Origin of the sequence: Leeuwenhoekiella palythoae (genome assembly GCF_900130045.1) — a bacterium.
GTDB classification, from domain to species: Bacteria; Bacteroidota; Bacteroidia; order Flavobacteriales; family Flavobacteriaceae; genus Leeuwenhoekiella; species Leeuwenhoekiella palythoae.
Genome location: NZ_FQXT01000001.1, coordinates 337,862 through 352,918, shown reverse-complemented (window position 1 = coordinate 352,918; position 15,057 = coordinate 337,862). Strand labels below are relative to the sequence as shown.

9 protein-coding genes are annotated in these 15,057 nt (G+C 40.0%); 7 read left to right on the top strand and 2 right to left on the bottom strand.

The features are described 5' to 3' along the window. Window positions 1–906 carry a MerR family transcriptional regulator gene (locus BUA96_RS01510; RefSeq protein WP_072979610.1) on the bottom strand — a complete coding sequence of 302 codons (906 nt, stop codon included), beginning with the start codon at window positions 904–906 and terminating at the stop codon, window positions 1–3. A 129-nt stretch (window positions 907–1,035) separates the two neighbouring features. Next, window positions 1,036–1,734, bottom strand: a complete 699-nt coding sequence (locus BUA96_RS01505) for an NUDIX hydrolase (RefSeq protein ID WP_072979608.1) — start codon at window positions 1,732–1,734, stop codon at window positions 1,036–1,038. A gap of 248 nt (window positions 1,735–1,982) precedes the next feature. On the opposite strand from BUA96_RS01505, the gene BUA96_RS01500 reads away from it, so the two are divergent. From BUA96_RS01500 to BUA96_RS01470, 7 genes are read left to right on the top strand one after another with little or no spacing between them, the layout of a single operon-like run. After that, on the top strand, window positions 1,983–5,063 hold the full coding sequence (locus BUA96_RS01500) for a SusC/RagA family TonB-linked outer membrane protein (RefSeq protein ID WP_072979606.1): 3,081 nt from the start codon (window positions 1,983–1,985) through the stop codon (window positions 5,061–5,063). 4 nt (window positions 5,064–5,067) lie between these two features. Continuing rightward, window positions 5,068–6,615: a RagB/SusD family nutrient uptake outer membrane protein gene (locus tag BUA96_RS01495; protein ID WP_072979604.1), complete on the top strand. Its 1,548-nt coding sequence runs from the start codon at window positions 5,068–5,070 to the stop codon at window positions 6,613–6,615. A gap of 29 nt (window positions 6,616–6,644) precedes the next feature. Beyond that, window positions 6,645–9,953 carry a VCBS repeat-containing protein gene (locus tag BUA96_RS01490; protein ID WP_072979602.1) on the top strand — a complete coding sequence of 1,103 codons (3,309 nt, stop codon included), beginning with the start codon at window positions 6,645–6,647 and terminating at the stop codon, window positions 9,951–9,953. A 7-nt stretch (window positions 9,954–9,960) separates the two neighbouring features. Next, complete coding sequence (locus BUA96_RS01485; RefSeq protein ID WP_084673017.1) at window positions 9,961–11,511, top strand: alpha-N-arabinofuranosidase; 1,551 nt, start codon at window positions 9,961–9,963, stop codon at window positions 11,509–11,511. Between the two features lie 10 nt (window positions 11,512–11,521). Beyond that, a complete protein-coding gene (locus tag BUA96_RS01480) occupies window positions 11,522–13,057 on the top strand; it encodes an arabinan endo-1,5-alpha-L-arabinosidase (protein ID WP_072979600.1) in 1,536 nt (511 codons plus the stop codon). Window position 13,058: 1 nt separating this feature from the next. Then, a complete protein-coding gene (locus tag BUA96_RS01475; RefSeq protein WP_072979598.1) occupies window positions 13,059–14,072 on the top strand; it encodes a glycoside hydrolase family 43 protein in 1,014 nt (337 codons plus the stop codon). 3 nt (window positions 14,073–14,075) lie between these two features. Continuing rightward, window positions 14,076–15,056, top strand: a complete 981-nt coding sequence (locus BUA96_RS01470) for an arabinan endo-1,5-alpha-L-arabinosidase (protein ID WP_072979597.1) — start codon at window positions 14,076–14,078, stop codon at window positions 15,054–15,056. The last annotated feature ends 1 nt before the right edge of the window (window position 15,057 follow it).

Sequence of the window (15,057 nt, the reverse complement as noted above, 5' to 3'; positions counted from 1 at the left end):
TTAGTTAAGTACATCGGATAAGGCTTCGATAGATTTAATGATTTTGACGTTTTCAGGCATTTCTTGCTGTTCAATTTTTTGAACCATTCTACCTAATAAATAAAGCGGAATGTGTTCTTCTTCTATAGTTTTGTTGAAATGCTCAGCAAATTTGGCTACTCCCATATCGCAAGGATTAACCGTGAGATAGGACACAAAATGCGGATTGTTATGTGTTTTTACGATGTATTTTAAATTTTCGATATGAATGTTTTGCCCTAAATAAACACACTTGTGACCGCGCGATTCTAATTCATAATTCAAGAACATTAAGCCCAGATCGTGAATTTCATTTTCGGGTAAAAACAAAACGAAAAGATTGTCAGATTTTTGTTCAACGGTGTTGATACAAGCATCAAGATTGAGTAGTATTTTCTGTTTAATTAGGTTAGATATAAAATGCTCGTGCGCCGGATTGACTACCCCTGCCTGCCATAAAAAACCAATTTTTTCTAGTAGCGGAATAAAAACCGAAAAAAAGAGCTCACTAAAGCCAAGCGTCTGTCGCAAGTGATTATACGTCTGGGAAAACAAACGTTGATCAAAATTCATCATCGCAATCTTAAACGAATTGATCGCGTGATGGTTGGCGCCCAGATCTTGCTCTTCAACGATCTCAGCCACTAGCGATGCAATCTCATCACTTGACCTTTTGGCGATCTTAGAAATTTTATAGTTGTGATCTAGCAAAAACGTTACATTGAGTAGTTTTTGCAAATCATCTAAACTATAGGTGCGAATGTTTGTGGGGGTACGATCTGGATCTAGAAGATTATATCGGCGTTCCCACATACGTATGGTGTGGGCTTTAATGCCGCCAAAGCTTTCTAAATCTTTAATGCTAAAATTTGTCTTGACCGTATTCATAAGTAGATCTGGCGTATTCTAATCTACTCAAATGTACAGTTTTGTTTAATAGAATTGGTAAAAACTTCAACAAAACAGAAACTTTAGCATTGCTTTAAGAAAGGCTATATGGTATAAAATGGGATGACCTTAGATCTTAAACGTGATTCCGTCTTCAACGTTTCGATCGTATTTTTCCTTATCAAACTGATAGAGATAAGAACCTTTGCGTGACGAAGACATGTCTTTCTCTTCTAGTTTAACCAATACATCCAATCCATTTACCTTATTGATAAAATTGCGTTTATCGAGCTTTTCATTTAGGATAGACTCATAAAGCTTTTGTAATTGGCGCATAGTGAATTTTTCGGGAAGTAATTCAAAACCTATAGGTTTAGAAATAGCGCGTCTGCGTAAGCGAAGAATAGCTTTGCGCACCATCTCATCGTGGTCAAAAATGAGTGAAGGCGCCTCTTCTATACTAAACCATTGCGCTGAATATTGCTCTATCAAATGCTCGTCGTGGTCTTCAATATTAATGAGTGCGTAATAGGCGACAGACAGGGTACGCTCAGCAGGATCACGATCTACCTTACTAAAATTATAAAGCTGCTCCATATAGATTTTATCAAATCCGGTAAGGTGGTGCAGGATACGGTTTGCGGCGTCGTCTAGAGTCTCTGTGTTTTTTAAAAACCCACCTATAAGCGACCACTTGCCTTTTTCTGGTTCAAAGTCCCTTTTAATTAGAAGAATTTTTAGGTCTTCCTGATCAAAACCAAAGATTATACAATCTACTGCAAGCAGCACTTTATCTTCAGAGTTGTAATTATTGAGTTGATCTGTCATTTTAAAATGAATTAACGGGGCTAATTAAAGATTGAATTTAAACCGTCGCAAATGTAATAATAAGAGTAAAAATAAAATAAATGTTAAGAATACAATAATAAAAAATCGTTATCGCAATGTTGTTTTGAAATATTCAACTGCTAAAGTTTAAATTTTTCTTAAAATAAATTTGTTTCATTGAGATATCTTTACTTACATTTGGAAATGTAAAATACACACTTATAATTAACTTTTAAACTTTTGTTCACATGAAGCAAAACAAACTTTATGATTGTCTTTGCGTTTTTGAATACCTCTTTAAGAAAGGGATATTTCTTCTCGCAATTGTCTTGGCGCCCATTATGAGTGCTCAAGCACAAGAAAGCAAGACCATTACAGGTACCGTCCTGTCTTCAAACGGTAATATGCCTATTCCCGGAGTGAATGTTCTGGTTGAAGGAACCACTACAGGTGCGGTAACAGACTTTGACGGTAACTTTTCAATTGAAGCTAGCGCAAACGATGTATTAGTATTTACCTATTTAGGATTTCAAGAGCAACGTATAACTGTGGGTGAGCAGACCTCGCTTACTGTAACGTTAGAAGAGGCTTTATCCTCTTTAGACGAAGTCGTTGTAGTAGGTTATGGTACGCAGCGTAAATCTGATTTAACGGGAGCCGTTAGTGTTGTGGATACTGAAGAAATGACCAAGCAGGCTTCTAATGATGTCACACAAATGATGCAGGGGCGTGTTGCCGGGGTTACTATTACCAGTGACGGTCAGCCGGGTGCTTCGCCTAGTGTTAGAATACGTGGGGTGTCAACCTTTGGCCAAGGAGCGAGCGCAGAGCCACTTTATGTTGTAGATGGTTTTCCTATCTCTGGAGGAATACGTGATATCAACCCTAATGATATTAAGTCTATTCAGGTTTTAAAAGATGCTACCGCAGGTGCTATTTATGGTAACCGTGCTGCAAACGGTGTTGTGATCATCACTACTAAAAGCGGTGCTAAAGGGAAGAAGTTTGCCGTTGAGGTAAACTCGTATTATGGTATTCAGACCATTACTCAAAAACTTCCTTTGTTGGATCGTGAAGGATACCAAATGATCAACAGCGAACTTTTAACGAATGCAGGACAGCCTTTGACCCCTGGTAATGATCCTAGTTCAGATTTGTATATAGATGATATAGATACAGACTGGCAGGATGAAGGATATAAGGATGGTTATATCATGAACCACAACTTTAATATTTCTGGTGGATCTGAGAAGACGAGCTACTTTGTGTCTTTAGACTATTTAGACAATGAAGGAACACTTGTGGGTTCTGGACCTGACTATAAAAGATATTCATTCCGTGTGAATTCTGATACTGAAGTGGGTAAATTCAATTTTGGTGAGAATGTATATATCGTACACTCTGACGAAAACCCATTATTCAATACAACTACTATAGGACTTCCTGGTGGTCGACCTTCTTTGGTAAACGACTTATTGCAAGCGGCGCCAACCATTCCTGTTTACGATCCTAATCGCTTAGGAGGTTTTGGCGGGGCAGATGCTACAATTCATCAGTCGATCACACTTAACGTTCCTGGTATCAATACGCTTATTGAAAATCAAACTAAAGTAAATCGTGTTTTAGCGAATTTTTATGCACAGTTTGAGCCTATTGAAGGTTTAAAATTAAAGACAAACCTTCAGTATGATAATACAGATATTGAAGATCAATTGTTTGTTCCTCAGTACGATTTAGGATACTTTTTTCCTAACCCTACCGCACAACTGCAGTATGGTTCAAGAAAGAGCAGCTCATTCTTGATCGAAAATACGATCAACTGGACTAAAGAATTTGGTAAACATAACCTTACTGTTTTAGCAGGTCAAACCTATCAGAAGTTTAATGCGCGCAATGTTTCTGCAACCGGTGTTGGTTTAACGGCGCCTTATGTAAAGAACCTGGTAAATGCTGAAAACTTCAGTGTAAATGACGACATTCAGAACTCAGCGATCAGTTCGTTACTAGGTCGTGTGAATTATTCCTTTGATGATAAATACTTGCTTACTGCAAATATCAGACGTGACGGTTCTTCAAAATTTAGAGAAGAATTGCGCTACGATTATTTCCCTTCTGTAGGTTTAGGTTGGAAAATTCACAACGAATTTGAATTACCTGAATTCATTACTGCTTTAAAACTTAGAGGAGGTATTGGTGAAGTAGGTAACCAAGAAATTTTGAATTACGCGTATCAAAACACCATCAACCGTGGTATTCCATATTCTTTTGCTTACGGTCGCGCAATAGGAGCCGCAGTTACAGCTCTTGTTGACCAAGACATCAAGTGGGAAACTCGTGTGACGCGTAGTGTAGGTATTGATGCTACATTGTTTAATGGCGGTGTTGATTTTACTGCAGAATATTATTCAAACACTTCAAACGATGTACTTACTTATGTGCCAATCCCGATCTCTAATGGTTCTATCGGTTCACAATTATTAACTAATGCAGGTTCGATCAAAAACAGTGGAATTGAACTTTCTGCAGTGATCAGAAAGCAGTTTGGAGATTTCTATCTTGAAGTTGCGCCAAATTTTTATACCGTAAACAACGAAGTTCTGGATATTGGCGGTCTTGATTTGATCTCATCTACCGGAGCTCGTACTGTGGTAGGAAGATCGTTAGGAGAGCATTACGGATGGGTTTATGATGGAATTTTTCAGTCTCAGGAAGAGGTTGACAATGCACCATTTCAAACTCCCGGAACAGCTGCTGGAGATATTCGATTTAGAGATCTTGACGGCGACGGAAGCATTACAGACGAAGATAGAACCTTCTTAGGTAGCGCACTTCCAACGTTTAATTACGGTATCAACATCTCAGCACGTTACAAAGATTTTGACTTCACGATCTTTGGTCAGGGAGCTGGCGGAAATTACATCAACAGTAACCTGTATAAAGGCTTAATGCCAACAACGGGATATACAAACTGGCACGAGGATATCTTAAATCGCTGGACTCCAGAGAATACAAATACTACAATTCCTAGAGTGGTATTCTTAGATCCTAACAACAACGGTAGAGATTCTAACAGACCGGGATGGTTGCAAAAAGGAGATTACTTTAGAATTAATACGATTTCTTTAGGATATACACTGCCAGATACATTTGTTGAAAACATTCATATGTCAAGTGCACGTTTTTATGTGACGCTTCAAAATGTAGCTGTTCTTTCAAGCTATAAAGGATATAACCCAGATTTTCAAGCAGGTGTGTTAAGCCCTGGTTTTGACTACGGAACCTATCCTAGACCATTAACAACAATGCTTGGTGCTCAATTAAAATTTTAAGAAAATGAAAAAACACACGATAAAAGTTTTTCTAATTGCGCTTACCACAAGCTTGTTCTACAGCTGTGGTGATGAATTAGAAATCATAAACCCAAACCGCTTGGCGGCTGATGCGTATTATACCAATGAAGATCAGGCGATAGCTGCGGTAGATGCGATATACAATACGTTGATCATAGACGGCTTGTACCAGCGTATGACGCCGGTTATTGGCGACGGTCGAAGCGATGAAACTAAATCTAGAAGTCCGTGGGCTTTCTTACAACAGACCAGTAATTTCACAGTTCCCGGTACAGACGATGCTGTAGGCTGGTGTTATGAGGGATATTATATCACGGTAAACCGTGCCAATCAGGCTTTAGAGAATATTCCGTTAATTGAAGAGATGGATGAAGATCTGAGAGGTAGATTATTAGGTCAAGCTTATTTTTTAAGAGCCTTGGCATATTTTAATCTAACTAACATTTATGATAATGTTCCTTTAGTATTGAGTGTTCCTAAAAGTGAAGATGATTTCTTTCCTTCAAATCAAGAGGTGACTCAAGCTACTATTTATGCACAAGTAGAGGCAGACCTTACTGAGGCTATTGCAAGTTTACCGGCTGATTATACTTCAGTTAGTGGCGCAGATAGCGGTCACGTAGGTAGAGCGACTTTAGGTGCAGCACAATCTTTAATGGGTAAATTAAAGCTATATCAAGGCGATTATGATACTGCGTTACCTTATTTTAGAACAGTAGTTGAATCACAGCGCTATGATCTAGCTGCGAATTACCAAGATCTTTTTTCTCAAGATCCTAGCGTAGAAGCGGCAAATCCGGGTCGCATTTTTTGGGCGGAATTCACACAGAGTTTAAATTCGGTTTTTAACTGGGGTGGTGATCCTAGTGTGAACTGGAGACAGTTTATCGCTTTGGCACCTACTTATTCAGGAGCTGATTTCTATGACTTTTTCCCTACGCAGTTTTTAGTTGATGAATTATCATCAGAAAGAACCGTAGACGGAAATTTAGATCCGCGCTATGCGGCAACTATCTTAAGCTACAACGAAGAAGAAGGTCTTACACAAGCTTACGGTCGTGATTATTTCTTAGACCGAAACTTGAATTATATCGCAAAATATACCTTGGCAAATTCAGGAGGTGATCCGTTTACCGCTGGTATTAATTACCACGTGATTCGCTTTGCAGATGTATTGTTAATGTATGCTGAATGTCTTGCGAATACAGGTGATATTCCTACAGCAGCGGCGCAGGTACAGCGTGTGCGTGATCGTGCAAATCTTCCGGATAGAGAAGCAGAATTTGCGGGGTATAACTTGACTCAGTTTATGAACCAATTAGCGCACGAGCGTGTAACCGAATTAGCTATTGAAGGGTTACGCTACTACGATATTAAGCGCTGGGGATGGTTAGAAGATTCTTCAAGGTTATCACAGTTACAAGCTAATGATGATGAGTTTGACACCTTTGCCAACGGTAGAGAATACCAGCCGTTACCACAGGGTGAGTTAGACCGTAATCCTAATTTAGTTCCTAACTCTGCTAACTAAGAGTAGTTTAAATTTTTAAAGAGTAAACCTTGAAAATCAAAAACCTATTTGTTTTAGTATTTGCCGTTGTGGTAAGTTCTTGCGCAGATAATAAAAAGTCTGAGACGCTCTTTGAGCGTCTCAGTGCTTCTTATACGGGTATTGATTTTGAAAATACAATAACCACAAATGATTCGATCAACATACTCAATTATGAGTACCTCTATAATGGAGGTGGAGTAGGCGTTGGGGATTTTAACAACGATCACTTACCTGATGTTTTTTTCAGTGGAAATCTTACTTCTAGTAAACTCTATCTCAATAAAGGAGCTATGCAGTTTGAAGATATCACTACAACTTCTGGTATTGATACTTCCGGAAAGTGGACAACCGGAGTGAGTGTGATCGATGTGAATCAAGATGGTTATGATGATATTTATTTAAGTGTGGGTGGAATGGGGAACAAAAGTGAGTTCCCCAATCTGCTTTACATCAATAACGGCGATTTAACCTTTACTGAAGCTGCAACCGAATACGGTTTGGCAGATCAGGGAGAATCTATTCAAGCGGTGTTTTTTGATTACGATCTAGACGGAGATCTGGATATGTATCTATTAACCGGCGGCGGATTTGAGAATTCTGCAATCAGTGTTAGACCCATGCAAACTAACGGAAGCGCCAGGAATACAGATCGGTTATATCGCAACGATTACAATGAGCAACTGGGACATCCGGTTTTTACTAATGTTTCGGCAGAAGCCGGAATCACCTTTGAAGGTTTTGGATTAGGCGTTTCGGTATTAGATGCCAATAACGACAACTGGCCAGACCTTTATATTTCAAATGATTACTTATCAAGAGATTTACTGTATGTAAATCAACAAAATGGAAGATTTAACGAAGAGGGCTTGAACTATTTTGGGCATATGAGCCACTTTTCAATGGGGAATGATGTAGCAGATATTGATAACGACGGTTTTACAGATGTGATTACCGTTGATATGTTGCCCGAAGATTTAAAGCGAAGAAAATTAATGTCTGGAGCTAATTCATACGACATATTTCAGATTGCCTTACGCTATGGCTACGGGCATCAGTATATGCGTAATATGCTTCAGCACAACAACGGTGACGGAACCTATAGCGAAATAGGTCAGTTTGCCGGTATAGATAAAACAGATTGGAGTTGGGCTCCGCTTCTTGCAGATTTTGACAACGATGGCTTTAATGATCTGTATATAACAAACGGTTTTGGCAAAGACATTACCGATATAGATTTTGTGAAGTTTAGAGAAAGTAGAAGTTCGTCTTTTGGTAGTGGTGGCCAATTGCAAAAAGCAGTTAAAGACTGTTTAGCTACACGGCCAGCAATTAAGGTCGCTAATTATGCTTTTAAAAATGTAGATGGGCAGTCCTTCACTAAAAGTACTGAAGCTTGGGGTTTTGACGAAGCGTCTATTTCAAGTGGCGCGGTGTATGCTGATTTTGATAACGACGGAGATCTTGACCTTATCGCAAGTAATATTAATGCTCCGGCTTTTATTTATAAAAATACCCTCACTGACAGTTTAGGACCAGATTCAAACTATTTAAAAGTAAATCTAAAAGGTTTAAAAAATAATTTAAAAGGAATTGGCGCATCTGTACGTGTCTATTCAGACAATACTGAAAAAATTAGAGTTAACAATCCGGTGCGTGGGTTTCAAAGTACGGTGAGTACCACATTGCATTTTGGGTTGAAGAATCGCAAAACGATAGATAGCATGATTGTGCAATGGCCAGACGGCAAACTGGCTATTATGCGAAATATAGAAGCTAATCAGCAGTTGACATTGAGTTATGAGGATGCACAAGAGCTTAAGGATGTACCAGTTAAAAAACCGGGTATTTTAACAAGTGTTGAAACAATTAATTATGAGCATATTGATCGTTTTAATAACGATTATGCTACGCAACCTTTGCTGATGCATAAATACTCAGAGCAAGGTCCAAGTCTCGCAGTGGGGGATTTAAATGGAGATGGTCTCGAAGATGTATTCATCGGCGGAAGCTACGGTGAAAATTCTACTATTTTATATCAGCAAAAAGATCAAAGCTTTAAAAAACAAGAACTCCCGGAAACAGAACTTTTTGAAGATGGTCAGGCTGTAATGTTTGATGCCAATAATGATGGCAAGTTAGACCTCTACGTGACCAGCGGAGGTACGGAGCGTTATGCAGGTCATGAAGCCTATCAGGATCGCTTGTATTTCAATACTACTTCAGGTTTTGTAGCACAGCCATTGCCCGAAATGCTTACGAGTACTTTAGCCGTGACGGCAGCAGATTATGATAATGATGGTTTTGTAGATCTTTTTGTGGGAGGTCGCGTGGTTCCGGGGAAATTTCCAACGGCGCCGCAGAGTTATATTCTGAAGAATAACGGTGGAAATTTTGTAGATGTAACGGCTGAGGTTTGTCCGTTTCTGCAAAATGCGGGAATGGTCACTGCTGCAACATTTAAAGATTACAACAAAGACGGAAAAGTCGATCTCATCCTTGCAGGCGAATTTATGCCTATCACCATATTAGAAAATGAAGGCGGAACGTTTAAAAATAAAACCGAAGCACTCGGCCTCAGCAAAACAACAGGTTTATGGAATAGGATGGCCGCAGCTGACTTTGATAATGATGGCGATATAGATTTTGTTGCAGGAAATATAGGCTTGAATACGGTTTTAAATTCGGGACAACATCAAGCTTTAAAAGTGGACTTTGCTGATTTTGACAACAACGGTTACGTAGATCCTATCTTTTCAAAATATGAGGAAGGTGCTTATTTTCCGATAGCTACACTAGATCAGTTAACGCAGCAATTACCACAACTTAAAAAGAAATTCCTCTATTATCACAGGTTTGCAAAAGCAAACACAAGTGAGTTGCTTCAGCTTTTAAAAACTCCGTATCAAACGCTTAAAGCCGAAGAGTTGAGAAGCATACTCATTGAAAATACAGAAACAGGATTTATTATAAAACCTTTACCTAATGCAGCGCAGCTGGCGCCGGTAAATGCAATGCTTTGTGAAGATATTGATCAGGATGGATATCTAGATCTGTTACTTGTGGGTAATGATTACAGCGCAGAAGTCAACGGCGGGCGTTACGATGCGTCTTTTGGTACTACTTTGCTGAATACTCAAGATGGCGGCTTTAAAGAATTTCCCCGTAAACGCTCTGGTTTCACGCTAAAAGGAGATTCAAAAAGCATTGTAAAAGTACCTGTCAGTAATGACGATTTAATTCTAGTTGGTCGCAACGGTGATACGATAGCGACCTTTAAATACTCAAATAAAAACACACACAATTCAAACACCAAATAATTACACTATGATGAACAAATTACAGCTTGTAGGTGCATTTGTAATTGCATTTTGCAGCGTTACGGTGCTTAATGCTCAAGATGCAACCATTACCGTAAAACCTTCGGAAGATGCGCCTACGATCAGCAAACATATTTATGGCCATTTTGCAGAACACTTAGGACGTTCTATTTATGATGGTTTTTATGTGGGAGAAGATAGCCCCATCCCTAATACAGATGGAGTGCGTAATGATTTGATTGAAGCTTTAAAAGCGATCAAGATTCCTAACCTGCGTTGGCCGGGAGGTTGTTTTGCAGACACCTATCATTGGAAAGATGGTATTGGTCCACAAGAGGATCGCCCAACTATTGTAAACACTTGGTGGGGTGGGGTGACTGAAGATAACAGCTTTGGTACACACAACTTTCTAAACTTATGTGAGGCATTAGAAACAGAACCTTATCTCGCCGGAAATGTAGGTAGCGGTACAGTAAAGGAATTGGCAGATTGGGTACAATATGTGAACCACGACGGTACGAGCCCGATGGCCGATTTGCGTAAAGAAAACGGTCGCGAGAAATCTTGGGGAGTTACCTATTGGGGCGTTGGAAACGAAATGTGGGGCTGCGGTGGAAACATGGAGCCGGAGTTCTATGCCAACCTGTACCGCCAGTATGCAACGTTTATGGGCAGCTGGAACAACGAAGCCGGTTTATACCGAATTGCTTCGGGAGCTAATAGCGCAGACTATAACTGGACCGAAGTGTTGATGAAAAATATTCCTAAAAACTTAATCGATGGGGTTGCGCTGCACCATTATTCTGTGATCGATTGGGGAGCAAAAGGTCCTGATGTAACTTTTTCTGAAGAGCAATATTTTACCACAATGAAATCATCTCTATTTATGGATGAGCTCATCACCAAGCACGTGGCGATTATGGATAAATATGATAAGAATAAAGAAGTTGATCTTGTTGTTGACGAGTGGGGTGGCTGGTATGAAGTACAAGAAGGTACCAATCCTGGCTTTTTATATCAGCAAAACACGATGCGTGATGCGATGATTGCGGGAACTACTTTAAATATTTTTCACAACCACAGTGATCGTGTAAAAATGGCAAACTTGGCGCAAACGGTTAATGTTTTACAAGCAGTTGCACTTACAAAAGGAGAGCAAATGATCTTGACGCCTACCTACCACATTTTAAAAATGTATATGGTGCACCAAGATGCGCAATTGATTCCTATGGATTTAGATACGCCAGATTATGAACTAAACGGTGATAAACTTCCTGCGATTTCAGCTTCAGCTTCAAAAGATGCTGAAGGCAAAACACATATTTCTTTAGTAAATATCGATGCTCATAAAGAAAACACGGTGAGTATTGATCTAAGTGAATTAGACATCAAAGATTTTTCTGCTGAAATTTTAGCTTCAGAAAAACTTCAGGACCATAATTCTTTTGAAGACCCTAAACATATCATGCCTGAAGTGTTTAAAGATTTTAAATTCAAGAAAGGGGTGCTAGAAGTGACATTGCCGGCATTTTCGGTAGTAGTCTTAGAAGGAAAATAAATCTATTGCTATGAAAAGGAATGACGAAAATACAAGTTTGCTACGTAAAGGTCTTTTAGTCTTTTGGTGTGCATTGGCAATTTCGTGTTCATCAGATTCACCGGTGGAAGAAACAGGTGGTGAGCCTGAAACGCCAACAACTCCAGAAGAAGAACCGGAAGAACCTGTAGCAGCAAAAGTATATACGGTTGACAACATTACCGATACCTATTACGATGTTGCCGGTGTTGAGAATGTTGCCAATTGGGGACCGTATAACGTGCACGATCCTTCGGTGATCAAAGTGGGTAATACCTATTATTGTTATAATACAGATGTATCTTTTGGCTCAGATGTACGACCTGGTATTCAGATTCGTAAATCAGAGGATTTGATCAATTGGGAATGGATTGGTTGGGCGTTTAACGGGTTGCCTGCCAAAGGCGCCGCGTATATCAGAAGCAAAGGCGGAACACCTTTTCAAGCGCTTTGGGCACCATATGTGATGAAGGTTGGCGACGAGTATCGTTTGTACTATTCACTATCTTCTTCTACCGGAAGGTTAAGCACTATGGGGCTCGCCACTTCTGACAGTCCCGAGGGACCTTGGGTCGAAAAGGATTTGGTGGTTTCATCAGAACCGGGAGGTCCTGTGCAAACCAATGCGATCGACCCCTCGGTGGTGGTTACTCCGGCAGGCGAACATTGGTTCTACTATGGTTCTGCGTATGATGGAATTTATAAACTCAAGCTAAATCCACAAACCGGTCTTGCTGCAAGCCCGGGAGATACAGGAAGTAGAGTTGCACAACGTGGTTTCACAAATGGAATTGTGAACGGAAATATTGAAGGACCCGAAGTGATCTATAATGAAGATCAAAACAAGTATTATATGTTCATTGCCTACGATTGGTTGCAAACCAAATACAACGTGCGCGTAGGCCGAAGCGATACTCCAGATGGACCATTTTATGACTATAATGGTTTAGATATCAATACGGAAGAAGATAACGGTCCCATGATTTTGGCTCCGTATCGCTTTGATGAGCATTCGGGTTGGCAAGGAGTTTCGCATCCGGGAGTATTTAAAGACGATAGCGGTCAGTATTATATGGCACATCAGGGAAGGCCTGGTGAAAACAGCTTCTTTATGGTATTGCACGTGCGTAAAATTCACTGGACGGAAGACGGTTGGCCTATTATTTCGCCTGAGCGATTTGCAGATGTGGCGCAGACTACGATCACCGATACTGATTTGGTTGGAAATTATGAGCAAATCATTTTTGGATACACCGTCACACCGGGATATGCCGATGAACAACGCTATCCAGATTTTCAAAATTCAATTGATCTGACTTTAAATGCTGATGGAAGTATTAACACTAACGCCAATGATGTATGGAGTTATGACGCGCCGTGGCTTACGTTGAATTTTGGTGATGGAACGTTTGTAGATAAACTCTATGTAGAGCGTGGTCGTGATTGGGAAAATGAAGTAGAATCTACCATTTTACTTTCAGGATTAAATAATGAAGGAACTGCCATTTGGGGCAAAAAAATAAATTAAAATGAAAAAGCAGATTTATACAGTATTAGCAGTAACAGCGCTTTTAGCAAGTTGTAAAACCACAGCACAGATTGAAGAGGTAAGTGTTGAACGTGGTCAAGCCCTTTTTGAAGAGCTTGAAACGTCTTATAATAATCCAATTATAAAAGACAAATACACTGCAGATCCTGCAGCTTTGGTACACGACGGTCGGGTTTATATTTATGCAGGCCACGACATGGCGCCAGATAATGAAGAGCGTTATATTATGGATGAGTGGTTGCTGTATTCTTCAGACGATATGATCAATTGGAAAGAACATCCCGTACCGCTAAAACCTACCGATTTTGATTGGGCAATTCATTCGGCTTGGGCTGCTGAGGTAGTGGAAAAGGATGGGGAATTTTATTGGTTTGTGACCGTTCAACACGACGAGTCAAAGCACGGTAAAGCCATTGGTGTAGCCGTGGCAGAGAGCCCTGAAGGTCCTTGGAAAGATGCTATAGGCAAAGCGTTGATCACTAACGATATGACTACGCAAACCGGCATTAGCTGGGATGATATTGATCCAACAGTTTTTATTGATGATGACGGTACGCCTTATTTATATTGGGGAAATCAGGTGTGTAAATACGTAAAGTTAAAAGATAATATGATCGAGATGGATGGTCCTATTCACACCGTTGATCTTCCTAAATTTACTGAAGCACCATACATTCATAAGCGTGGCGACTGGTATTATCTGTCTTATGCTTATGACTTTCCGGAGAAAACCGCCTATGCGATGTCAAAATCAATTACCGGTCCGTGGGAATATAAAGGGATTTTAAATGAAGTTGCGGGTAACAGTAATACCAATCATCAATCGATTATTGAATTTAAAGACAAGTGGTATTTCGTTTATCATAACGGAAGCATTCCAACACACGGGAGCAGTTTTCACCGTTCGGTTTGTGTAGATCGTTTATACTACAACGAAGACGGGACGATCAAACGCATTGTGATGACTTCAGAAGGAATTCAACCAGAAAACTAAACTATGAAAACGCTTTTTACCTTTTTTAGTCTTTTAGTTTTTAATAGCCTTTTTGCACAAGATATCCGCGTTCACGATCCGGTTGCGATCAAGCAGGGCGATACCTATTATCTCTTTTGTACCGGTAGAGGAATTTCAGTGTTTAGTTCGCCCGATTTAAAAAATTGGGAAAAAGAACCTCAGGTATTTACTGAAGAACCGGTATGGGCAGATGATGTTGCGGCAGATTTCAATAATCATATTTGGGCTCCGGATATTACGTTCCATAACGGCAAATACTATTTGTATTATTCGGTTTCCGCTTTTGCAAAGAATACTTCGGCGATCGGTTTGACGACCAATACAACCCTTGATGCAGACGATCCCAATTATAAATGGGAAGATCAGGGGATCGTGATCCAGTCGGTTCCTAATCGCGATTTATGGAATGCCATTGATCCTAATTTGATTTTTGACGAGAATGATACGCCGTATCTGGCATTTGGTTCCTTTTGGGAAGGATTAAAAATGGTAAAGCTTTCAGAGGATTTGAAAGCTATCGCGCAGCCGCAAGAGTGGCATACAATCGCGCGCCGGGAACGTTCTTTTGATCTGGCAGATGCCAATCCCGGAGATGCAGCTTTAGAAGCGCCTTTCATCTTCAAAAAGGGAGATTGGTACTATGGGTTTTTGTCTTGGGATTTATGCTGTCGCGGCGAAAACAGCACCTACAAAGTAGTGGTAGGGCGATCTAAAAGCGCGAGCGGTCCTTATATAGATAAAGACGGGGTAGCCCTAAATAACGGTGGTGGAACCTTGATCATCGAAGGAAATGAAAATTGGTATGGCGCGGGTCATAATAGTACCTACACGTTCGACGGAAAGGATTACATCATCTTTCACGCGTATGATGCTAATGATAATAGCGCACCAAAATTAAAAATTGCTGAACTTCAGTGGGATGCTGAAGGCTGGCCAACTTTAAAAGATAATGTCCTTGATTAAA